We start from the raw sequence: 21,321 nt of genomic DNA, 5'->3' as shown, positions 1-21,321 counted from the left end.
TAAAGTTGAAGTCTAAGCAACCCGGTCAATATCACCGCGCAGTATGATTTGGAATGAGTCTGACAGTACAGTAGGCTCGGACTGTTTTACGGTGCGAATCACCCAAATCGGATAATTTGCCCCAATCGAGTTAAAACGCATAGTATTGCCATTCGCCCAGCCACTGCCCCAACCTTCTTTTTTAATCTTAAAGTATGGTGCATTGGTGATTGGGTTGAGTGGTGCATAATCAGCTGTGGTGGTGCCACGCTGTGCCAATTCACCAGTATATTCACCAACACACTTAAACGTTGTTGCATCCGTAAACACCATAGCCCAGCGCTCTTGAATTGAGCCTTTGTTGCTCACTTCAATAGGATACAAAGCATCGTTGTAGTTTGCTGAAATTGCACCACCAGTCGCTTCATCCGACCACACGGAGTTCCATGTCGGCTGAACAAATAAACGTGTGTAACGTGATTTCATATCACCGATGACCAACGCTGAGCCGACAATGGTGTTGGCTGGATCGTAGTTGTGCGTCAGTGGTTTAGTGAAAGTCACTTGACCATTGATTTTGACATCACGCACCAAGCCCATATCCTGATAGCGATACTTAGCAGTAAGTGGTCCGGTCAGATTGCCTAAGGCAAAATCACCGTTTAAAGTCACTTTACCGTAGTCATAGTCCACAACATACATATCAAATGGCACTTTAGCTCCATCTGCATCTTCAAGTTCACACCAAGAAATTCGCTGATCAGCCAAAGCATAAACCTTGCCCGCAATATAGTCTGGCAGTTCCTGTGATTTGCTCGCGCTGACTATACCAATCTCACCGCTACGGAAAATCGGGACTCGGCCATCAATGGGTAAACGCACTGCAGATAAACCAAGCAGATCAGCATCAATCGGAATGTAGCTGAAGCCCACTGCGCTATATTTGATGGTTTCAGGCAGCACCATGATTGGCTTGTGAATCCATTGCTTGCCATCTTTTGCATACTCAAGCTCAGCCACATACCAATCCTGCGCCATAATTTCCGCGCGGTTTGCTTCAGTGATAATCACTTTTTCACGAAATACGAATTGGCCATAACCTTGATCAAAATTAAAAAATCCATCGCAGTCAGCCGTATCAATCGTGCCTGAACCATCTGGCACAACATTCAGCACGCCACCTTCAACTTTCACTGCGGATAAAGTCAATGATTGAGCGCGAATTGGAATCATCGGTGCACGATAAGACACTTGGTTGGTTTTTACACTCTCTAGCTGTGTTGCCAATGACTCCAAAACTGGGTTATTCGCGCCGCCTACATCCCACGATGAAATCTCAATAGTGCCGTTGCCATACTGGATTTGACCCGCAAGCGTTCCAGCGCCTGTGGTTGCAGATGGGTTTCGATAGAGAGATCCTATCTTATCAACGTAAGTTGAGCTGGCTAGCGTAAGTCGCACCGATCCTGCCAGAATCTGCTCAGCAAAACCTTCTGTTAAATCAGTTTTCAATACCAATCCGATCACTGTGTCATTCCAGCTTTGCGCAACTGATTCATCACGATATGAAACACTCACTGTGACTGCAGTCGCCACCTCAGTTAAGGTCAAGGTGTTTGTGGTTTTGACATTTTGATAATTAATAATCATCCCCAGCATGCCTGCTTCTATTGCTGCTTGGGATGTATTATGTGTGCCGTAGTAAGGGCGCATAACCTTTTCGCGCTCAATCGCTTCAAGCGTGGCGCTTGGCGCAACGGTAATGGTTCGAGTTGTGTAGTTAATCGAACCTTGTTGCTGACCAGCACCATTGATCATAGTGCCAGATGTCGCATCAATCGGCATATCGTGCAATTCAACTTCACCTGAATAGCTCATGTATTTTACTGGCACACGGATTTTTACAGACTTAGGAACTAGCGGTGCCGAGCCATTGTCTAACTCAACTGTAATTGATCCGCCTGATGGTACTGCGCTTAATTGAACTGTCGACTTAGGACCTTTCTGCCCTGACACATTAAATGTGGTACCACCATTTGGTAGCAAGACTGGCATAAGTTTAGCCATACCATCTGCATAATCGATGCTACCAGTCGCATCACCTGTGAACTGCCCTTGTCCATTGTCTGTGGCAGTCTTAGTCACACCATTTAGTAGCCAATCTACAGTCAATGTTCCCGCCACAATCGAATCATTTACAGGAATCTCAACATAAGCTTTATTGATGGCCAGCCCAGAACGCTCTTGAGCTGTGATCATATTGCTCCACGTTAGCAATATTGCGCTACCAACGTCTGCCAATTCACCAACTGTAACCGCCATGGTGCCCGTTTCATAATCAATGCTGCCAGATCCGAATGAAGAATCAGAACCACGCAGCTGGCCTGCACCATTGTCGCGCAGTGTGTAGACTTGGTTTTGCACCAGATATGAAAACTGTAAACTGCCCGGCGACGGTAAAGGCACCAAGTTCTTAATCCAGTTAAATCCATTATTTTCCTGATTCACATAGATCAACATCGATTCAACTGGCGCAGTTACTGCGGCAGCCGGCATAAACGTAATATTTAAATTGGTTGTACCCGTGCCAGCATTGGCATTCCACGCAATTGCGCCATTTTGGTAGTTGATCGTACCGATTGAAGTACCAGCACTATTCTTGAGCTCACCGCCTACATCGGTAATAGCCAATCCAAACAGGGTAAATTCAACAGATTTAGGCATCACACTTGAACCGATATACAGCCCTTGCACAGTATTCACAGTGATATTGGAGAATGTTTTGCTTAATACGCCACTGGCTGTTTTGACCAACGCCGCAGAATCGCCGGCAGCATTGATATTCACCATCGGTGTTTCAGTCTGCGCAGAAGGTACCAGCTGCGTGTAGACACTATCAGCAACGACAGAATAATCACCGACCTGAGCAGCTTCTTTCAAATTTGCACTGGCATAGTATTTACCGGTATCGGCAACAATAGTGTCTCGAATGATGGTCTGGCTTTTTTCACCGCTGTACCACTGCTTTGCAGAGAGGCCCACAAAGTCAGCTTTTAAGGCGTCACTGAGGCCGTAAGTTGCAATCTTGTATTCAACCTGCTTACCGTCAATCATTAAAATTGCAGTACGTGTGGAAACTTCAGTAATGCGAAGATACTGCTCAACTTCTAAAGGCTTGCCTTCATTTGAAATTAGCACAATAGATGCGCCAATCGAGCTTTCAGTTTCCTGTGGGAACATAGCCACTTGTAGCGACTTCATGCCCAGCCAGTGTGTATCCAGCGGTGTGCCTGTCAGCTGCGCACCTTTAGCTAAGTAGTTTTCAATGCGGTTTTGAGCACTTGAACGCTCATCTGTCCAGCTATTTGTACTGAATAATACGGCGGATACATTCGGATCTTTTGGGTTTTCAGAAATAAAGACTGTAGCACCCATCAAAGCATCTGTATCAGCGGTATTGACTGCAGCATAGATCTTTTGAATTGATGTGCGGCCTGTCGTGCGATCCATTTCAGAAATGTCATTAAACAGGTTATTGCTTTGGCCATCGACAATTTCACGGCCTGAATATTTACCGCCACCATCTTCCGCATCAGTCTTAATGCGTTCAGATTCCAGCAGTTTTAAGTTATTGGTTTCAATCGCCATCGCTTACCTCGGTGAATCGCATAGTGACAATGTAATAATCATCCTCTGATACTGTCGGATGCTCTTTTGTTGGTTTAGCCTCAATTGCTCCAGCTTCGTGATTAAAAATCACATTAAATTGGCGCTGATCATGTGGCCATTCAAATCGCAATGTGAATTGTTCTTGGGTTGATGCCCACTCCAGAATTTTTTGCAGAGAGCTGCGCTTAATCCAGCCCATCCCTTGAACTGGAGGAACCAAAGTAATTGGGCGACCAGTGAGTTTTTTTCCTTCTTGAATAATCAGCGCACCATTGATTGCACGCTCTTGCTTTTGCTCAATAGGTTTCCAATCAAATTCATCCGACCATAAAAAACCGTCCTCTAATGGGACGGTTTCTGATGTGGCTTTTCGTATCAACTTCATTACATTCCTCGTTTCAACATTTCAAGCTGACTAAGCATTTGATCCACGGCATCAACAGCTTCTGGCGTTCCTTCTAAATTTGCAGATTTGCCTGCAGAAACTAGCTCAAGAACTTTCTTCTCAGTTGGTTGCATAGCCTCAATTCCTTGAATATCAAAATTACTCGCAATCATTGGCGCCATATTGGCAATGTCAGCTTGTGGTGTAATTGGGCCAGAATCACTGAAAGCTGATAAGCCCAATGGACGAAATGAAGCCCCTGCCTTTGTGCTATTCATTCGAGCTCGTGTGGCTTCATTAATCTTCGCGCGCTTAGCTTTGAATTCATCCCAATAATCTTGCCCCGCGAGACTGTCTTCTGCAGGTTTTGGTTCTGCTGAACTATTGTTATTGACTTGCTGAATGCTTTGTTGAGTCGCTGATGCTGCACGCTGAATTTCGCTGAGTTTTGAAACAGTAGTTTTACCAGTGGAATCGATTTGGACTTCGAGGCCTAAATAGGCCGCTTTAGCATTTGCAGTTGCAATCGCCTGTGCATCACCCGATGCATAGGCCAAACGAATAGTTTCCTCATAAGCCTTTTGCAAACCATCCTGCGTAGCTTTGCCACTTTTCAAAATAGTATTGAAGTCATTCATTGCTAAATCAGCAGAAAGCTTGAGTTGCTCTTTTGTTTTTACACCGAGACGCTCGAATGCCTGCTCAACCGGATTTAAAGCATCAGGTAATTCCTGCACAGCACGCTTAAGTGCCTGCATCCCCATCTCCACTTGAGAAGTGGACAATTTACCTTGCTCACCAAAGGATTGAAGCTTTAACTTTGCAAAGTCAATTTCTGCCTGACTTTTGGCTATGCCCAACCATTTCACCCAAGCCTCATAGGTAACATCAGCTGCCTGTTTTCCTGTAATGCCTAGTGCTTCCAAGCCTGAAACAAAGTTATTAACACTGGCTTCATTTTCCTTAAATTTCGCTGAAACTCGATTTAAAGAAACATCCAAATCCAAACCTAATGCAGTTGCAGCCTTTCGAGCTTTATCTGCTGAAGCTGCATTTTTCTCAGCGCCTGCTGCAGACTTATCCCAAGCTTGAACAGATACTTTGCCCGCCTCACTCATGGTAACCATATAGCCCTTCGCTATAAGATCAGCCTGCATCATGCCATCCATAACACCATTATTAGCTACAATTGCGGATTCAGCGTAATCCTGAACGGCTTTTAACTTTTCATCTTCTGTAGCTTTCTTGCCATTTAGCTCAGTTTGCTGATTTGCAAGCACTTGATCCATGTGTTTTTTTGAATCAGCTAAGCTTTCAACATTCTTTTGCTCTTGGGTTTTAGCTATTTCATCAAGAGCTTGCACACCTTTAGATTTAAATTCTAAGGCGCCATCTGAGGCTTTTTTGTAGTACTCCTGAGCCTTAGTCGCCATTACATCCATATCTGCAATAGCTTTCTGCTTAACATCCCCCCAAGTGAATTTTGAAACTAATTGCACCCACGCAGCTGCTAAATCATAGATAACTCCTACAAGTAGATTTGCAGCAATTTGAATCCCGATAAATCCATCGCTAATAAAACCTATCGCAACATTGAAAACTTGTAGCACCTTGGTGAAGCCATTCGTTTTGGAACTAGCCTCATCTATTCCATTATTGAAATCATATATGCCACTTAGCACATCATTTAAAACATCAAAAGTAATAACGAAAGCTTCACCAAGGGTTTCACCTACTGTTTTGATTGCTTCGTAAATACTCGTTAGGGCAGTTTTTAAAGCAGTAAGCGTAGCTGTATCAATTTTCTTAAATTGGTCACCTATCCAAACAAAGCCTTCACCAATGTCATTTAATAAGTTCTCAACCACATCCATGTTAGATGCAATAGTAACCAACCAATCAGCAACGGTTGCACTCGCGCCATTAGACTGATCCATTTTACCAATTAGAATCTCCCAACTGGTTGAAATGCGCTGCAACGCATTTCCGATAGTAGTTGGGAATTGATCAAAGGTTTGCTGTACTGCATCCTTTTGACTCAATAAGGCTTTATAGACACGCTCTGCGCCAAGCTCTCCATTGTCAGCCATATTCTTAAGTTCACCAGTGGTGACCCCTAGACCTTTGGCTAACGCTTCTGCAACTCCAAAACCATTTTCCATCATGGAATTGTATTCTTCACCACGAAGCGTACCTTGCTGCATGCTTTGGATAAATTGCTGTGTAAATGCCTCGCTAGCTTGCGCGGATACACCACTGATTTGAATTGCTTGATTGATAGTTTTAGTTAAATCAAGAGAATTCTGTTGGGTCATCCCCATGTCTTTACCGACAGCATTCAATCTTGTGAACAGATCACCTGTTGCACTCAAGCTTGAGTTTGTTATTAAAGCAACTTGGTGCACGCCAGCCATTGCAGACTTAAAGTCACCACCTTCTTTAGTTGCAATGCTGATGCGAGCTGATAGATTGGTGTAGGTATCGGCTGTTTCTGCCAATTCACGAATACCAAGTCCCATGCCTAATGCAGCCATAGCGCCTACAAGTGTATTTACTGCAAACTTCGCACCACTCAGCCCTTTTTGTGCGGTCTGCGCAGAAATGTCTGTGTTTTTAAGGCTGGCATTTGCCCTACCAACTTCAGTATGAAAATCAATAAATGCACTTTCAGCTTGCTGGACTTCACTCTCAAGCTGATCTACTTGTTTTTGTGCAACCGCAATATCCGTAGGTGTTGCTTTTGTTTTAGAAAAAGCTTCCAGTTTCTTTTTGGCTGTCTCTAGGTCTGACTTTAAGAAAGCTAAAGATTTAACAGACTGATTTCCAAAATCCGTAAAATTTTTGGCGGTATTTTTAGCATCATCACCAGCATCTCGAATAATTTGAGTAGCACTAGCTAATGACTTAGTTAAACTATCTGCCAACTCTTTACTTTTCTCTGGAACAATATTTCCAAGTGCCTTCGTTGTATCTGCACTGGTATGCTTTAGCTTCTCTGTTTCACTCTTAATCGTTTCAAAGACTTTTGTTGTAACGCTTTCAGACTGCTTTGCCGCGGCAATAAGGCCTTTGCTATCGCCATCCATGATTAATTTGAAAGTTAGATTTTTACCAGACATGAGAACCTCAAATTACAGGCATAAAAAAAGCACCTACGTAGGTGCAAAGACATAAAAACGACGTTATTTGGGTCGGCTTACATTCTCCAAATATAAGTACAAGCAATTATCGTCAGAAGAATTGCTAAAAATCGCCATGCTTGCATCTTTCGTAACTCCATTAGACATAAATTCGCCAATTTGATAAAATCATCCATACGAAATGTTCTTCCTCTTTACTTCTTGGTTGAGTGGAATTAAAAAACCCCGATGCTTCCAACATCGGGGTTTTTCTTTGGGTGTAAAAAACCACCGCGAACGATGGTTATTTAGTTTCTCTCTTATACGTCAATCTTTAAGTTCCCCCCGAAAAGAAGGTTCTCGTTTATTTATTCAGACTCAACGCGAAGTCTTAATACTCGCTACTTTGCCATTCTCAATGGTAATCGTATAACTCTTGCCATCACTATTGTATGACACTTCACGCACTGGTGTTTCTTTGCCATTCACATTTTTGGTGTAGTCGTAAGTCGATGCTGGTTGGCCAAGTTTGCCTACGATCTGGCCATAGTTATCACCAACACGAACGCGCTCACCATTAATACCAGCGTTGGTTAAATTTGCATTAGCAAATGAAAAAGCAGTCATTAATGCTACGACAACTAATAATTTTTTCATTAATTTTCCCCTTTTATTAATTGCTAAATCATAACTTGCTCAATTACACATCACAACGCTTAATCTTCGCTCAGTTTCAGCTCATCAATTAATTTCGCAAATGCCTTAGCATTGGCATACTGAGCAGCGCGCATTAAGCTGGTTTGCATCCGCATATTGGCTGACTGCTGTCTTTGAGCTGCTTTTAGGTACCCAATGAATGTGCCGTAGCTCATCCGCATGATGTCTTTATGACGATGGCCAGATTCAATGAGTATTTGAAAATTATCAAACCAATTCGCTTGATCCGTATCTTCGCTCTGTGATTTTCTTTTAGATTTTCGTTTTGTCTCTTTTTCACTAAAGAATACATCATTCACTTTAAACATTGCGTCAACAAGCTGCATCAATAATGATTCTGACGCCTCAACCATCGAAATAAGCGCTGTTTCATCTTGATGTGTAGATTTGGACAGCAGAGTGATTACTTCAGCTGTATGCGCTTTTAACAGCGATTTATAAATTTCATCTGAATGGTTTTTTATAAAATCCTTAATAACCTTGGCTACTGGCGCCCATTCATCAAAATCATACATCTGAAATTGACGAATAATAATGTCGCCAATCTTAATGCTTCGATTATTTGCTAAGAAAAACTCATTCATCGAAATACCTTAGCTAGAGCCACAAATGCATTAATAATATTTGAGAGCTGCCAGATGAAAATACCCATCAAAATGGCACCCGTTACCTTCCAATAGCCATGTTTTTCCATTACAACCTCTACTTCTGTAAAACTACTGCTATAATTTCAACCACAGATTTCTTTCCCTTGCTTTTATCTGGCGGGTGGAAATAAAAAAGCCCAGCGCGACTGCAATCGTTGGGCTTTTGCTTTTATGAGCACAAAAAAAAGACGCTGATGCGCCAAAATCTTTGTACCTAGTAGGTTTAGGCTGCTACTGAGAACCGCTCAATGTGACCAAAAATACTAAGCTCTGGATCATTAGCTTTAGAAATATCTGCAAGGCATTCGCCTTCAAAGCTATAGCTAGCAAAGTCCTCATGAATCAGATCAAATTCTGTATCTGGTGAAAGTTCTAGTCGCCAAAGTGTCACAGTAACCTTATCACCCTGATATGTATCAACACCTTTAAAGAAGAAGCGGTACTCCCCACCTAAATCATTTGCAATGGTTGTACGAGTTGTAGCACCCGCTTGTCCTGTCCATTTCACATCAGTAATTGCTTCTTTAAAAACAACCGTACCGAATACAAGATCCAGATTATATTTATCAGTTGTGATAGCAGTATCAGCTGGCCCTTTAAAAGTAACCTCAGATAGGTTACGTACTCCAAGATCAATCATTTCACCAACTTTTACGGCACCAATAGATGTTTCAGGTACAGCTTTAGCAGGAATTTCAATGGATTTACCACTTAGAATCATAGCTAAGTTTTCTTTGGTCACTTCTTCCAAAGTGCCACTAACCGAAACACCTGTCTGCTTGCGAAGTACAGCGTCTTTCGCACGCATCCCAGTTTTAGACTCAAAATGATCTGTCGATTCTGATGTAATTTTAAGCTGAAGCTCAGGTGTATTACCGATCGGTAGTAGCGCCGCTGGTTGGCCATTAATCATCTTTGCTAAGCAGAGTTCACCCTGGAGCGAGATTAAATCTGGTTTATTCGACATTGATTTTTACCTCTTCTTTTTTAGTTGCTACAGATTTGGTTTTTGTAGTTGCTTTAACTACCTCAATTACGCCGCGCTGTAGTAAATCTTGAATTTGAGATTCGCTTAAACCGCCTACGATATCCCCTGCATTAAAACGCCCGACTGGTTGCCGGGCTTTATATTGTTTTGACATGAATTGTTCCTACACAAACAATTTTGATTCAAATACCAAAGTGATATACACACATGTTGGTGAATAATCCTCTTCCACAGCAACCATTTCGAGTGGACGCTTACTGGAGGCGGGACGCCAACCTGACAATAGCTTTAGAACTTTCAAAGTCAGCATGCCAGCACGATCCAACACCGCAGAACCATCATTTTGCTGTGATGCAGCGTGACGCTCACAAATCGTGACTTCCCACTGTTGGGTTAAGCTCATTACTGATGAACGACCAGCATCATCAGACTTGCGTACGCGTCGGTAATAAATCTGAGCATTTGGCGTCACCTGGGAAAGCTCTGTTACTTTTGCAGAATTGGCCGGTGTATAGATCTTTTTGAAATCAGAAATTTCTTTCAGCTTTTCATAAATTTCATTACGGACCGCAAAGAAATTATCTTCATCCGTCATTTGTTAAATGCTCCACGATTAAATCCATCACCTGTAATTCATCACTTTCAGTTAAGCCAAGGAATGGTCTACGCAGCATATTTACCTTGTAAGCCTTACCCATACTTTCCTGCATAAAATTGGAACGCGCCTTACGAACAAACTTATTACCAACTAAACCAGAACGTTGGTTCTGCCTGAAATAAGTACGGCGCATACGTGCTTCATAATGAATTTCACCGCCAAAGTGGTGAATCGGGCCATATTCAACATCTGTACCAATTTCGACACTATTCTGCAGAACATTATGGGTAATGGAATTCATGAGTCTTGATGTATCACGCAAAGTAGTACCACCTTTACGGGCGACCCGCCCTGATAATCGCCATTTACCTTCAAGACCCTCACCATTGGTCCATCGGTTGCGAATATTGCTCACAACCGAATGGCCAATTGCATCAAACAGTTTGGGCTTATTTTGATCAAAATTGGATAACCGCGCTAAAGCCTGCATCACTGCAGACTCACCATCCGCTTCAATCGCAATTCCTACACCTGACATATCAGCCTCACTTGATGCTAGGCATCATATTCAAGACATCATCACCAAATACGCCACCGCGATAAGTTGAACCGATTGGTAGTGTGGTAGGTGATCTTGCTGGCTTTTCTTCAGTGACTTCATTTTGAGGATTGAGAATATTCAAGGTTGCCTTGCCATCTGCAACCCGTTTCAAGAAATCAATTTCGGCCTTATAGCGGTTTTCGATTTCTTCAGTTGGTTGCTGAAAGTAAAGCCGGTAGCGTGCAATGTTGCACGCAATCCGTTTCAATGTGCTGGGCGTATTAGGTAAAGGCAGTACATACTGAACGGCTATATAGCTGTCGATTTCCTCTGATGCATCCTGCAGAGCTTCCTCAATCGAATTCACCACAGTCTGCATTGATTCCAGCCCCTGAATTTCCTCTTCCCCGAAACGCGCTTCTAAGTCGTTCCGAGTCGCATACATAGCATCACCTATTTATCGGCAGTAGTTGCTTTTTTGGCTTCAGCAGTCGCTTTCTTTAAAGCAGCTTCGGATGTGGCCAGTGATTTTTCCAAACCTTCAACTTTCGCCTTCAGCTCAACCACTTCAGCATCAGATTTATCTTTGCCAGCAATCAGAATTTCTTCATTTGCCTTCAGCTCAGCAATTTCGGCTGTGAGGCTTGCTAACTCTGTAGCTGAGCCATCTGCTTTAGGTTCTGATGACTCTTGATATTCTTCAATAGCCCCAGATGCTAAAAGGGCCTGAAGTTGTTTAGCTTCAAGCCCTGTGATTTCTTGCCCTGGTCGAAAGTGACCGAGTGATTGTTTTGCAATGTACTTTGGCATGCTTTATTCCTTATACAAATCCACGACCGCCAACAAGGCCGTTCTTGTTGTTAGGGATGGCTAGCGGTGATGACTCAGCTAGCATTTGAATGCTGGATGGATTCTTTTCTTGCCATTGGCTCAAATAAAATTCTAAAGCCTGACCAAATGCTTCTACATTTTGAATTGCACAGTGTGCGATCCAGCCATTTGCATCCGAGATCAAACCAAAGAAGTCTTCAGGGATAAAACGTTCAGGTGTTGCACCACCGATACTGTGCTGAACATCGTATGTCCAGATTTCAATATTATCGACGGTACCACGGAACTGAGGTTTATCCATCTGATCAAAGGTTGGTGTTAAAGGAACGCTAATACCTGCATACGGCGCAATGAACTTTTCCTTAAACTCTGCATCTTTAATCAAGGTGTTATAGACCTTCGAAGTCGTCAAAGCCATCATTGGAGACGTACCTGAATGTTCTACAGACAAATCAATCATCGCTTGGATGTCTTTAACTGGTGTGGCACCCACTTGCCCCCACTTAATCAATGGTGCGAAATTACAAGCTGGATTACGTTCATAGTTCACTTCATACATTGGGAAGTCAGCAGAGGCGAATGTTGTTTTGCCGTAAAGCAGTACATCACGAGCAATCAGCAACTTTCGGTTTTCAATGGATTGGCGCAGATATAGAGCCTTTTGCGCTTGGTCAATCAGCAATAGATCTGCATCGCTTAAACGGTTTGAGCCCGTTGCAATCACACCAAATTTACGTAACTGCGTAATCAATGCAGTATTTTGAACATCGCTTGGGAATACCGTCATCATTGGCTTTAAATAAGCTGGCTTAACAAATTTTACGTTACCAGACTCACCCACTTTAATTTGACGACCCGCAGCCGTTGGCGTTACGAATGGAGCCAATGGAGTTGCTGTATTTAATTCACCTACTGGCACTTCTTTTTTCGTATACGACACACGTTGCGGAAAGAATCGATCCATCAACCAAGTATCAACCTTTTGAGTGGTATCTGTTAACAGTACCAGCTGCGGAACATCCAGCAGTTCAACTGGTGCATTTTGAAATGTAAATTGTTGACTCATTTATTAATTCCCCACGACTTTACGAAGTTCGATTTTGTTGACCAATGCCTGTGCACGAACCGCATCATATTGACCAGCTGTTAATGCGGTACCTTTTACCGTTACTACGGCAATATCAAATGCACCTTGTACATAAATTGGCATTTCTAGACCATTGGCTGCATGGTAAGTTGCTTGTTCTGCAGTCATATCGGTATTCGCAATTGCATTCCAATCACCCACCACGCCTTCAGTGATTACAGGATGGTCTGCTAAGTTGCCAGTACCAACCTTTAGCAAATCACCGCGCTTGTATGCTGTGGCCGTTTTTACTTTGGCATTTTCCGTGCGAACACCATCACCAACCACAAGTTGTGTAGTAGTGATTGTTTGAGTAATTGTGCCCATTATTGTTTTGCTCCTTGTTGAGCTGCAGCAAATTGGTTAAAAGCTTGGTCCAGTGCTGAACCTTGATTACCACCTTGCACTTGTTGCCCACCTTGACCACCTGTAGCTTGATGACTAAACAAGTGTGCAAGATGTGGTGGAACTGCTTGAATTTGTGGTTGCGCAGCTAGCGGTGTATTGCCTGCCGAGAATTGCTTTAATTGCTGGGACATAAATGCAAATGAACCATCGTCCATATTTGTATATGACGTTTTTTCTTCAGCACTGAATTGCTTATTCAAAGACGTTTCAAGCGCTTTAATATCTTCTTCACGCTTATCAGTTTTGAACTTTTTAAGTTCCGTTTGTGCTGCGTCACGCTCTTTTTCAGCCTGTACGCGGGCTGCTTTTTCTTGCTCTAATTCGGTCACGTCTGTGTCCTCTGGTTGATTAAAGTTTTTTGGTGTGTGGCTTGCGGCAACGGCGTTTGTATTGTCATCTGCACCTAAAGCACAAAAGGACACTTCGCGGATGCGTCCGCCGCGGAATACTGTAATTGGCCCTTGATGAACTTTTCCGTTTACGGATACAGATGCGCCTGCTTGAATTTCTTCGATAGCTGTAGGCTCAATCCGAACAGACATTTGCCACGGAAAACCATCATCCGAGTCTTGAGCAACCTGAGCACCAAACTCATTGCTCATTAAGTCACCAGAAACAGTTAATCCTGTTTGATGGTTAATTGAATGTGTATTGATTGCCCCTGCTCGCTGACTTGATCGATGTTCAAGTAACGCGGGAATGCGGCCTTTTAATTGCATTGAGTCCAAATCAAAAATAATTCGATCCCAATACCAATGATCAGTGATTGGCTCCCCGCTGTAAGCAACACCGGAGAAGGTGCGTTTTTTCTTACCCTCTTCAGCATTATCAACACTCAGTTGCCCGAGCTGGAAACAATACTGATTAGGCTTTTCAGCTTCTGGCATTTTCATGCTCCATAAAAAACCGCCCTATTGGGCGGCTTCAGTTAACTTTTACTTATGGTTTCTTTGGTGGTCGCGATAAAGCACAACACATAGCACGAACAAGATTATTCACTTTTGATAGGCTACCAATCACAACCACTTTCTTCCCGCAACTACATGGTGAATAACCATTTCCATTTAGACCATTCAAACCACGTCGACACGATTCACATTTTTCAGTCATTAATTCACCAATGCTTTAAGTGTGTAAATCATCTTGCCATTCAGTGTTTCAATCGAAACCACTTCAAACGACAAACCTATTGGGATTAGGATGCCTTCACCCGCATTCAACTTTTCAAGGTCAATTCCTAAACCTTTAGCATTTTCAATTTGAATCATCACATTAGACCGACCCGCTAAGAGCATTGGAGCATCCAAAGTGACCACCTTGCCCACTTCAAGCACAGCAGCGTAAGCCAACGTGGTTGAACCAGTAATCACATCAGCACTATTGGCTGATACGGCGTGAATCTTTGCCATATCATCTTTTACCCAGCGTTTAAGCACATCTTCTGCCAAACTAATAGAGGGCTGTTTTAGGTAGCTACTAAGCGAACCATCATTGCCCTGTACATAGTCTAAGAATGTTTTAATCGCACTTGGCCTAATGGTTGGATCAAGCGGAATAACTGTATTGACCACAGTACCAAATAGGTCCCGACTCTTATCACTCATTGGAGCTAAAAGGCTTGTAAGCTTTTTGGATGCAGTCCACTCAGCCTTAATGGCTTCCTTCTGCTCAAGGAGATATTCCTTGTCCAGCACTGACACATTGATCTTTTTATCAACCAGCGCTTCCATCTCACCAAACTGCAGTGGATGTGAACTCCAATCCAATGCCTCAGCAACTTCAGGCAACTTATCATCAGGTGTAATGCCGTATTTCAATGCCTGCGCCTCTGTAAGCGCGATACACGTGCACCTACAGCGAAATCCAGTGGGAGGGTAATGCGTCAGCCAAAACGGATGATCTATCGGCAATACAATGCGATTCAATGCCAAATGTGCAGGACGTACACGGCTGTCATTGATCGCCGAGTACATCAGATAAGGACGTTTATCTTTATTCCTTTGCTGTTGTTGCCACCGACCATGACCATACGCACTTTGGATATTAGTCCGAAATACGTTGTCCAGGTAATGCTTAGGTAAAATGATCTCAGATTCAGCTATAAGCTTCTGGAAATCGTTAAATGTCCCACCATTAGCCAAAGTCTTATTCAGCGACTTAATCACAGTCTCAACCTGCTCTAGACTAGATAAAAAGCTAACCGTGGTCGCCAACTGCCGAGTCTTTAAGTCCATCGAGTAGAACTCATCAGGTAGCACAATCTTTTTGTCATGCGCGTACTGCAACGCTTCAAGGAATGTGACTGGTTGCATCTATTTCCCCTTAGCAGCTGTTGCATACCCCAACACATCCGCAGCATATAAAGCCTGATCCAAACTCGCTGTAAACTGCGACTGTGTTGCATCGGGTATTAATTGCGACAAATTAAATAACAGTGCTTCTGGCGTCTCAGATTCAGTTGCTAATTGCTTAATCTGCTCATTGGTCAATAATTGCAACTCACCTTGGCCATCCGTGAGCTCTTCAACTTCTTGCTGTTCAGGCGATTGCTTTTGTACTGAGGCTTTAAAGCTAAATGCAGGTTTAGGTAATGCGGAAAAAGTTTGCTGAAATGGCTCCATAGCGGTCTTAAGATCACCTTCCTGTAAGCCATATTCACGAATGAAATATGCGTCTGAGAAGTTTGCACCGGCATTTTTCAATCGTGTATCGCGTTCAGCCTGCTCTGTATTCAGCACCTTAGATTCTTCACCCAATACGATTGTATGTTTAGCCCAATTGTTTAACTCGCATAGTGCGTTAACTACTGCTTGCAATGTTGGGGTGACCAATCGCATATCTGATTTGAGTTTGTCCGCACGGACATTCTCATGGACTTGGCCAAGCGCATAACTGCCTTTTCCATCCGTTCCGCTGGTAAGCGTTTGCCCGAGTACTAATTTTTGAATCTGCTGTGCCAAGGTTTTATTGAACGTCTCAAAAGCCCCATTTGCACCACCACTCGAGCCCTGCGCTGACAGAACCTGAACATCATCTTCCACATCAATCGATACCACACTTTGAGCATGTGCATTAAGCAGCGCCTGATTCATATCATCAATTTCTGAATCCTTACACTTACCCAGTAGAATTGGTGTGCCAAAACGCTCCAAGAACTTTGCCCAGAATTTAAATCCATTCTGTTTGAAGAAAAACAACCAGTACAATGTCGCCAGCAATGCTTTACCATAAGGTTGTTCATAGGTGGCTTTACGGCGCGTAAGGAAAAACTTAAAAATTTGATCAACGACATGCTCTTGGCTAGATCCTTCCTTACGTAAAATGAGCCGTCCATCATTCTTAGGCTCAAACCATTGCATCGGCTTTTCACCAATCCACTGCAATCCGATATAACCCTCCGGCTTTAACTCATATACAGCCTCTTGCACGGAATAGCCAAAAAACAAAGCATTCAGTGCGCCTGAAGCAATTTCAAAGTACCACTCATCAAGCTGTTGCTTTAAATGCTGAGCTTCTGGAGTATCACTGGGCTCTAAGCGAAATGGCGTGCCCAAAAGTGCATCAATCCGCGTTTCAACTGCTTGGGCTATCTCGTCATCATCCAGCAACACCTTAAGCCGATGGCGCGTAATACCTGCTTTGCGTAGCACCTCATCATTATCGGGCTGCTTGCCAAAATGAGTAAAAAATGCGGATACAGCCTCTTGAGAATATAAATTACCTTTAGACAAAGCCTTCTTTGACGCTTTGTCTTTTTTAGACTTTGCCATAAATACACCTTAATTAAATACGCGACTACCCGCACCAGCAGGCTTTTTACCCACCCGTGCCTCATTCAATTCATTAAAGCCATCACTACAACCATCCACTTGGTCATCATGTTTGCCATTTGGAAAGTTGCGTAACTCATCAATCAGCGCCTTATTCCAATCACCTCGTAGCATTTTCACGTTCCCAATGTTGACTTGCGCAGCAAAAGGCTGAGCACGTGTAATCTTGTCACCTGAGACTGTCTCGGCCTTCACATTGAAACCTGAAAGCTTGGTAATGAAGTTTTTGGCTTGAGATTTACCAGCCTGACCAGGATCTTGAGGTAACCGAATCATTACTGATTTTCCATCCATCTGGGCTGTTTGCTTAATTGTATTTTCGACACCATCAGGTCCCCATCGACCTCGTACCATATCCACGATGTAAATGATGTTTTCTTTGGTCTTGAGCATTCGTGGACCAGCAGTCCAGTCACCTTCATTTTCTGAGGCAGCTAAATCCCAAGCACGCACCTCTTTCAGATATTCCGCAGGTAATGCATCAACAATTTCAATTCTGTCGGGCTTAAAAAAACCGCCTGCTGGCGGTGATGGTAATTGGCGATACTGTCCTGAGAAAACATACGGCGCAGCATCCTCCATAACCTTCAAACGCTCAATTGAATGCTTCGCAGGCCAAAGTGCTGTGCCGTCATCTTGAATAGCTGGTAGGCATAAATGCTCCCATTCTTCACCATTACCACCAGCAAGCAACCATCCTGCTAAATCTTCTTCATGCAAGCGCTGCATAATTACAATGATTGGTGTATCTGGTGAGTTGGTCCGAGACTCAAGCGTATTCTGAAACCACTCAATTACATTGCCACGAATTGTGTCTGAACTCGCTTCACTGGCCTTGTGAGGATCATCAATGATAATAGCCCCGCCAAACTCCTTTCGAATCTTGCCAGCGCCAAAACCCGTAATGGTACCGCCTGTACCTTGGGCATAACACACTCCACCAGCTAACGTGCGCCAATCATCTTTAGCCTTACTGTCATCACGCAACTGAAAATCAGGAAACACGCGTTTATATGCAGTTTCTTGTACCAAGTTGCGGGTCTGAAATGCATTGTTAGCTGCTAATGTGGCTGAGTAGCTGATATGAATAAATTCACAATCAGGTACCTTGCCAAAACACCACGCCATGAAATTAATCACTGCTAATTCAGTCTTGGAATAACGTGGCGGAATGTTGATGATTAAGCGTTTAGTTTCACCATAAAATACTCTCATCAGAGCATCACAAACCACACGATGGTGCCAGTTATGCATCCATTTGTACTTGCGACGCTCTTTGAACATATAGCGTGAGAAGAAGTACAAATCCTCCTGCGCTTCAATTTGAATCGCAAGTTCACGTGCTGGGTCAGTAATCATTTAAGGCCTGCTCCCTTGCAGTAAGGTAGCTTTCGGTTGAAACATTCTGGTTTATGGTTTCGATTGGTTTGCCGTCTTTACCTGTGATTTCAATCTTCTTCTCATAATAGCCTTTGACAATCTTCTGAATCTGATCTGAAAGTTTGATTGCATCACGGGTATTGCCTTGCTTTTTAATAAATAAAGCACTTAAAACCCTAAGCTGAACAATATCGTTTGCAGCCTCTATGTTGTAAATCGGCTGATCAATATATTTTTTTCTTGCCTCGTGAAACATATCAACGAATTCTTGCGATAAATCAGCACCAGCCACTTTGGTTGGGTCATAGCATTCAACCTGTTGGCGAGATACATCTATCTTGTAGTTTTCCTTGACAGCCTCTGCTACTTGGGATGGCTCCATAAACTGCGCAAGTGACCGAACTATAAAGGCTTTCTCATGTTTTTTTAGTCTTGCCATTTCTCTCCATCCGTCAAGGTACGTCAAGGAAAGTGGGCAAAAAAATTAACCTATTACACAGGTCCCACAACATGCCGCCATACTTGTTTCTGAAACGAACGGCGCCTGCTTCGCAATCTCAACCAGTCGCTTAACATTTTCATCAGCTCCCCAGCGTTTAGTTTCACCAAAGAACACTTCAACGTCATGGCCAGCTAAATAATGCTTAGGTAGACCAGTGTTATCGCTATACATAGGTTCGCCATCTTCGTCACGCTCTACACCGATGTGATAAAGCTCATGTTCAATGAGTCTGCAAAAATCTCTATCAGCTGCCTGTTCACAGTACGCAGCATCAATTGTTATTAGATAAACAGGTACGGCGCCAAACCAGTCGCGCATTTGTTGTTCTTGGCGAGCTTTCTTCCATCCACCTTGGTTAAACATCACTTTTTCGCATTGGCCCAACACCATGCGCTTTTTAGCCATAGCAGCAGATGAAGCCCACGCAAATGCCAAAAAGGCTTCATCATCATGAAGCAGCTCAGCAATGTGGTCATGATCAGGATTATGAAGTTCACCACCAATGGTCAGCCAGTTTGCTAAAACCCACTCTTTTAAATCTGGTGCAGGTGCAAGCAGAATCGCTTCTTGTTCTTCTGCTCGGTCAATCAAGTCTGTCGGCGGAAATGGTCTGATCTGTTCCATTATCTAATCTCTCTAACTGACTCTGAATCCAGCGAATTGCATAGCCTGACCCAATTTGATGTGGCTCAAGGCGTTCAACTCTATATCCCATGTCTTCAGCCAAATCATATTTATTAAATGCGTTTGCTATCTTTTTTCCACCGCGACCTACAGCCCAAGGACTACCAGCTATCTCTATAAGAAGCCTGAGCTTTACGATATAAAAATCGAATCGCCAGTTTTTGGTATGTTCAAATTGAAATTTACGCTCATAGCCAATCAAGTTTTCTTCTAATTCCTGAAAAAATGTTTCTTCTGCTTCTAGGTATTTCTCTTTTGCTTTTGGTAAGGGTTTGGAACGTGGTTTTGTTTTTGGTGGGCGCTTTTTAGTTTTCTTTAAATAGTCGTCTGCGTTCATATACGGCGCCCATTAAAAAAGCTCCATAGTCCCCTATGAAGCTTCACCTTTATCATTTGCGCTGATTAAGGATTATTGTTATTTATTTATTATTAAATAACAGTTGTATATTAATGCATTAATTTTACTTAAGTCAATTTTTTAATAAAAAATGTGAATAAAATCACAAAATATAAAGTCTTGATTTTCTTGCACCTTGTCTGTCATGGCTCAATCTTCGCTTTAGATGCTACATATACGCCTTCGTTAAACGCGATTGGCTTACCTTCAACAATGTCTTTCTTAAACCACTTAAAGCACACCCCGTACCCAAGTAAGAATGAAACCAAACCCACTGCGACATAAACCATATTCACTACCAATAAGAAAAGAAAAACCCCTCAACATCTAGAATGCGAGGGGTTTTGTGTGCCGTAATCCGTTCGGCAAAATGCCACTAGAGTTGTGGCGAGGGTTACTTTTTTGCTTTACCGCAATTGCGGCATTCTGCTTGAATAAAAATATCTGATTCATAGTCGTACGCATGAATGCAGAATAACCGTTTTAAAAATTGGAGCATGCTGAGCATCTCCCTGAAAATAAAAATCGCCAAAAAAAGCCCACGCTAGGTGTAGTGTGGGCTATAAACTAAGGACCTTGGAGGGCCATTCAGAAACTACAGCTAGTTTCTGCTTGCTATATTGAACATTAATAGAACAATACTCACTGGCAAAATACACCAAAAAGTTAAAAAATTAGAATCTGGCACGCCATGCAGGACTCAAATCTACAACCATTGGTATAGAAAACCCATGCTCTATCCATCTGAGCTAAAAGCGCAAGGTGACGGCATTCAATTTAAACCACTACGAATAAAAAAAGCTTTTGGCTGATATTTTTTATTCAATCATAAAGTCGAACCTCGAACTGAGGTGCTCCCGCATTGCTGATTGCATTTCATCAAAGTCAAACAAAGCATCAGTAATGTATTCGATTTTTATAGGGGATTTAGAATTTTTTATATCAATATATAAGGTAGCTTTCTTAGAATTAAAAAATTTTTCCCTTAAAGCAGAGTAGATACTATTTGATGTATCACTTGCTGATAAAGTGTAATAATTCTGCTGGTATCCTCGTGAAAAGTCACTAGGGCTGATTGAAATAGTACTTGATGGATCATCATCAAAAATCACTCTAAAAGAGCAATCGTCATAATAATAACACTTACTATTATCATAATGAATAAAAAGTAAATCCTCTTTATAGAATTCTATAACCCATACTTTATCTGTGCTATTTGAATAATCTGGATCCATTTTAAGTTTAGATAGAATTTGCTCATAATTTATTGGAATTATAGAAATATTCATTCCTCCATAAATAACTTCATTTTTTCTATACCGATGAATATTAATATCCGCATAAATCTCGATATTAGGATCTACTCTTGCAACTTCCAATTTCATGTCTACGTCATGCAAATATTCCTGATATTTGCTCTTTTCCCAATAGTCGTGAAGCCAAAAGGCATACCAAACTAACCCTATAAAAAGCAAAAGTATCACAATTTGTGCATTAAAGATTCTTAGTAAAAATAACAT

Annotated in this window: 23 protein-coding genes; all 23 read right to left on the bottom strand. The window is 42.4% G+C overall.

Annotation, left to right across the window (positions count from 1 at the left end; genetic code table 11):
- Positions 1 to 12: 12 nt before the first annotated feature.
- The 23 genes from HYG93_RS05710 to HYG93_RS05600 all read right to left on the bottom strand — a co-directional run bounded on the left by HYG93_RS05710 (position 13) and on the right by HYG93_RS05600 (position 21,186).
- Positions 13 to 3,627 (bottom strand): hypothetical protein, encoded by a 3,615-nt coding sequence (locus HYG93_RS05710; protein ID WP_178962011.1) that lies wholly within the window; start codon positions 3,625 to 3,627, stop codon positions 13 to 15.
- Positions 3,617 to 4,033 (bottom strand): hypothetical protein, encoded by a 417-nt coding sequence (locus HYG93_RS05705; protein ID WP_178962009.1) that lies wholly within the window; start codon positions 4,031 to 4,033, stop codon positions 3,617 to 3,619. The genes HYG93_RS05710 and HYG93_RS05705 overlap by 11 nt, the downstream gene beginning before the upstream one ends.
- The gene (locus tag HYG93_RS05700) at positions 4,033 to 7,152 is read right to left on the bottom strand and encodes a tape measure protein (protein ID WP_178962007.1); all 3,120 of its coding nucleotides are present in this window, start codon (positions 7,150 to 7,152) and stop codon (positions 4,033 to 4,035) included. The genes HYG93_RS05705 and HYG93_RS05700 overlap by 1 nt, the downstream gene beginning before the upstream one ends.
- A gap of 378 nt (positions 7,153 to 7,530) precedes the next feature.
- Positions 7,531 to 7,809: a hypothetical protein gene (locus tag HYG93_RS05695; protein ID WP_178962005.1), complete on the bottom strand. Its 279-nt coding sequence runs from the start codon at positions 7,807 to 7,809 to the stop codon at positions 7,531 to 7,533.
- Positions 7,810 to 7,868: 59 nt separating this feature from the next.
- Positions 7,869 to 8,453 (bottom strand): hypothetical protein, encoded by a 585-nt coding sequence (locus HYG93_RS05690; RefSeq protein WP_178962004.1) that lies wholly within the window; start codon positions 8,451 to 8,453, stop codon positions 7,869 to 7,871.
- Between the two features lie 286 nt (positions 8,454 to 8,739).
- Positions 8,740 to 9,483 (bottom strand): hypothetical protein, encoded by a 744-nt coding sequence (locus HYG93_RS05685; RefSeq protein WP_178962002.1) that lies wholly within the window; start codon positions 9,481 to 9,483, stop codon positions 8,740 to 8,742.
- On the bottom strand, positions 9,473 to 9,658 hold the full coding sequence (locus HYG93_RS05680) for a hypothetical protein (RefSeq protein WP_120368503.1): 186 nt from the start codon (positions 9,656 to 9,658) through the stop codon (positions 9,473 to 9,475). The genes HYG93_RS05685 and HYG93_RS05680 overlap by 11 nt, the downstream gene beginning before the upstream one ends.
- Before the next feature lie 9 nt (positions 9,659 to 9,667).
- Positions 9,668 to 10,099 carry a hypothetical protein gene (locus HYG93_RS05675; RefSeq protein WP_178962001.1) on the bottom strand — a complete coding sequence of 144 codons (432 nt, stop codon included), beginning with the start codon at positions 10,097 to 10,099 and terminating at the stop codon, positions 9,668 to 9,670.
- Complete coding sequence (locus HYG93_RS05670) at positions 10,089 to 10,640, bottom strand: phage virion morphogenesis protein (protein ID WP_178962000.1); 552 nt, start codon at positions 10,638 to 10,640, stop codon at positions 10,089 to 10,091. The genes HYG93_RS05675 and HYG93_RS05670 overlap by 11 nt, the downstream gene beginning before the upstream one ends.
- Positions 10,641 to 10,647: 7 nt before the next feature.
- On the bottom strand, positions 10,648 to 11,088 hold the full coding sequence (locus HYG93_RS05665; protein ID WP_178961999.1) for a gp436 family protein: 441 nt from the start codon (positions 11,086 to 11,088) through the stop codon (positions 10,648 to 10,650).
- An 8-nt stretch (positions 11,089 to 11,096) separates the two neighbouring features.
- Positions 11,097 to 11,453 (bottom strand): hypothetical protein, encoded by a 357-nt coding sequence (locus HYG93_RS05660; protein WP_178961998.1) that lies wholly within the window; start codon positions 11,451 to 11,453, stop codon positions 11,097 to 11,099.
- 10 nt (positions 11,454 to 11,463) lie between these two features.
- Positions 11,464 to 12,540, bottom strand: a complete 1,077-nt coding sequence (locus HYG93_RS05655; RefSeq protein WP_178961997.1) for a major capsid protein — start codon at positions 12,538 to 12,540, stop codon at positions 11,464 to 11,466.
- A 3-nt stretch (positions 12,541 to 12,543) separates the two neighbouring features.
- Complete coding sequence (locus HYG93_RS05650; RefSeq protein WP_120368487.1) at positions 12,544 to 12,927, bottom strand: hypothetical protein; 384 nt, start codon at positions 12,925 to 12,927, stop codon at positions 12,544 to 12,546.
- Positions 12,927 to 13,895: a hypothetical protein gene (locus HYG93_RS05645; RefSeq protein ID WP_178961996.1), complete on the bottom strand. Its 969-nt coding sequence runs from the start codon at positions 13,893 to 13,895 to the stop codon at positions 12,927 to 12,929. Before HYG93_RS05645 ends, HYG93_RS05650 begins: the two co-directional genes overlap by 1 nt.
- A gap of 52 nt (positions 13,896 to 13,947) precedes the next feature.
- The gene (locus HYG93_RS05640; protein WP_178961995.1) at positions 13,948 to 14,118 is read right to left on the bottom strand and encodes a hypothetical protein; all 171 of its coding nucleotides are present in this window, start codon (positions 14,116 to 14,118) and stop codon (positions 13,948 to 13,950) included.
- Entirely contained in the window at positions 14,118 to 15,320 is a 1,203-nt protein-coding gene (locus tag HYG93_RS05635; protein WP_178961994.1) for a phage minor head protein, read from the bottom strand. Before HYG93_RS05635 ends, HYG93_RS05640 begins: the two co-directional genes overlap by 1 nt.
- Positions 15,321 to 16,778 carry a DUF935 family protein gene (locus HYG93_RS05630; RefSeq protein WP_178961992.1) on the bottom strand — a complete coding sequence of 486 codons (1,458 nt, stop codon included), beginning with the start codon at positions 16,776 to 16,778 and terminating at the stop codon, positions 15,321 to 15,323. It lies immediately after the preceding gene.
- A gap of 9 nt (positions 16,779 to 16,787) precedes the next feature.
- Positions 16,788 to 18,197 carry a phage terminase large subunit gene (terL, locus tag HYG93_RS05625; RefSeq protein WP_178961990.1) on the bottom strand — a complete coding sequence of 470 codons (1,410 nt, stop codon included), beginning with the start codon at positions 18,195 to 18,197 and terminating at the stop codon, positions 16,788 to 16,790.
- Positions 18,187 to 18,657, bottom strand: coding sequence for a DUF2280 domain-containing protein (locus HYG93_RS05620; RefSeq protein ID WP_178961988.1), 471 nt, complete (start codon positions 18,655 to 18,657; stop codon positions 18,187 to 18,189). Before HYG93_RS05620 ends, terL begins: the two co-directional genes overlap by 11 nt.
- A gap of 45 nt (positions 18,658 to 18,702) precedes the next feature.
- Complete coding sequence (locus HYG93_RS05615) at positions 18,703 to 19,344, bottom strand: putative metallopeptidase (RefSeq protein ID WP_178961986.1); 642 nt, start codon at positions 19,342 to 19,344, stop codon at positions 18,703 to 18,705.
- Positions 19,304 to 19,741: a hypothetical protein gene (locus HYG93_RS05610; protein WP_178961984.1), complete on the bottom strand. Its 438-nt coding sequence runs from the start codon at positions 19,739 to 19,741 to the stop codon at positions 19,304 to 19,306. Before HYG93_RS05610 ends, HYG93_RS05615 begins: the two co-directional genes overlap by 41 nt.
- 203 nt (positions 19,742 to 19,944) lie before the next feature.
- Positions 19,945 to 20,091, bottom strand: coding sequence for a hypothetical protein (locus tag HYG93_RS05605; RefSeq protein WP_178961982.1), 147 nt, complete (start codon positions 20,089 to 20,091; stop codon positions 19,945 to 19,947).
- Positions 20,092 to 20,619: 528 nt separating this feature from the next.
- Positions 20,620 to 21,186 (bottom strand): hypothetical protein, encoded by a 567-nt coding sequence (locus HYG93_RS05600; RefSeq protein ID WP_178961980.1) that lies wholly within the window; start codon positions 21,184 to 21,186, stop codon positions 20,620 to 20,622.
- Positions 21,187 to 21,321 lie beyond the last annotated feature (135 nt).

It is taken from the genome of Acinetobacter sp. SwsAc6 (assembly GCF_013391565.1).
GTDB classification, from domain to species: Bacteria; Pseudomonadota; Gammaproteobacteria; order Pseudomonadales; family Moraxellaceae; genus Acinetobacter; species Acinetobacter cumulans.
This window is presented reverse-complemented; position numbering and strand designations above follow the sequence as displayed.

Coding starts and splice junctions, on each gene's coding strand:
- HYG93_RS05710 (WP_178962011.1), bottom strand. CDS start 3,627: ATGGCGATTGAAACCAATAACTTAAAACTGCTGGAATCTGAACGCATT.
- HYG93_RS05705 (WP_178962009.1), bottom strand. CDS start 4,033: ATGAAGTTGATACGAAAAGCCACATCAGAAACCGTCCCATTAGAGGAC.
- HYG93_RS05700 (WP_178962007.1), bottom strand. CDS start 7,152: ATGTCTGGTAAAAATCTAACTTTCAAATTAATCATGGATGGCGATAGC.
- HYG93_RS05695 (WP_178962005.1), bottom strand. CDS start 7,809: ATGAAAAAATTATTAGTTGTCGTAGCATTAATGACTGCTTTTTCATTT.
- HYG93_RS05690 (WP_178962004.1), bottom strand. CDS start 8,453: ATGAATGAGTTTTTCTTAGCAAATAATCGAAGCATTAAGATTGGCGAC.
- HYG93_RS05685 (WP_178962002.1), bottom strand. CDS start 9,483: ATGTCGAATAAACCAGATTTAATCTCGCTCCAGGGTGAACTCTGCTTA.
- HYG93_RS05680 (WP_120368503.1), bottom strand. CDS start 9,658: ATGTCAAAACAATATAAAGCCCGGCAACCAGTCGGGCGTTTTAATGCA.
- HYG93_RS05675 (WP_178962001.1), bottom strand. CDS start 10,099: ATGACGGATGAAGATAATTTCTTTGCGGTCCGTAATGAAATTTATGAA.
- HYG93_RS05670 (WP_178962000.1), bottom strand. CDS start 10,640: ATGTCAGGTGTAGGAATTGCGATTGAAGCGGATGGTGAGTCTGCAGTG.
- HYG93_RS05665 (WP_178961999.1), bottom strand. CDS start 11,088: ATGTATGCGACTCGGAACGACTTAGAAGCGCGTTTCGGGGAAGAGGAA.
- HYG93_RS05660 (WP_178961998.1), bottom strand. CDS start 11,453: ATGCCAAAGTACATTGCAAAACAATCACTCGGTCACTTTCGACCAGGG.
- HYG93_RS05655 (WP_178961997.1), bottom strand. CDS start 12,540: ATGAGTCAACAATTTACATTTCAAAATGCACCAGTTGAACTGCTGGAT.
- HYG93_RS05650 (WP_120368487.1), bottom strand. CDS start 12,927: ATGGGCACAATTACTCAAACAATCACTACTACACAACTTGTGGTTGGT.
- HYG93_RS05645 (WP_178961996.1), bottom strand. CDS start 13,895: ATGCCAGAAGCTGAAAAGCCTAATCAGTATTGTTTCCAGCTCGGGCAA.
- HYG93_RS05640 (WP_178961995.1), bottom strand. CDS start 14,118: ATGACTGAAAAATGTGAATCGTGTCGACGTGGTTTGAATGGTCTAAAT.
- HYG93_RS05635 (WP_178961994.1), bottom strand. CDS start 15,320: ATGCAACCAGTCACATTCCTTGAAGCGTTGCAGTACGCGCATGACAAA.
- HYG93_RS05630 (WP_178961992.1), bottom strand. CDS start 16,778: ATGGCAAAGTCTAAAAAAGACAAAGCGTCAAAGAAGGCTTTGTCTAAA.
- terL (WP_178961990.1), bottom strand. CDS start 18,197: ATGATTACTGACCCAGCACGTGAACTTGCGATTCAAATTGAAGCGCAG.
- HYG93_RS05620 (WP_178961988.1), bottom strand. CDS start 18,657: ATGGCAAGACTAAAAAAACATGAGAAAGCCTTTATAGTTCGGTCACTT.
- HYG93_RS05615 (WP_178961986.1), bottom strand. CDS start 19,344: ATGGAACAGATCAGACCATTTCCGCCGACAGACTTGATTGACCGAGCA.
- HYG93_RS05610 (WP_178961984.1), bottom strand. CDS start 19,741: ATGAACGCAGACGACTATTTAAAGAAAACTAAAAAGCGCCCACCAAAA.
- HYG93_RS05605 (WP_178961982.1), bottom strand. CDS start 20,091: ATGGTTTATGTCGCAGTGGGTTTGGTTTCATTCTTACTTGGGTACGGG.
- HYG93_RS05600 (WP_178961980.1), bottom strand. CDS start 21,186: ATGAAATTGGAAGTTGCAAGAGTAGATCCTAATATCGAGATTTATGCG.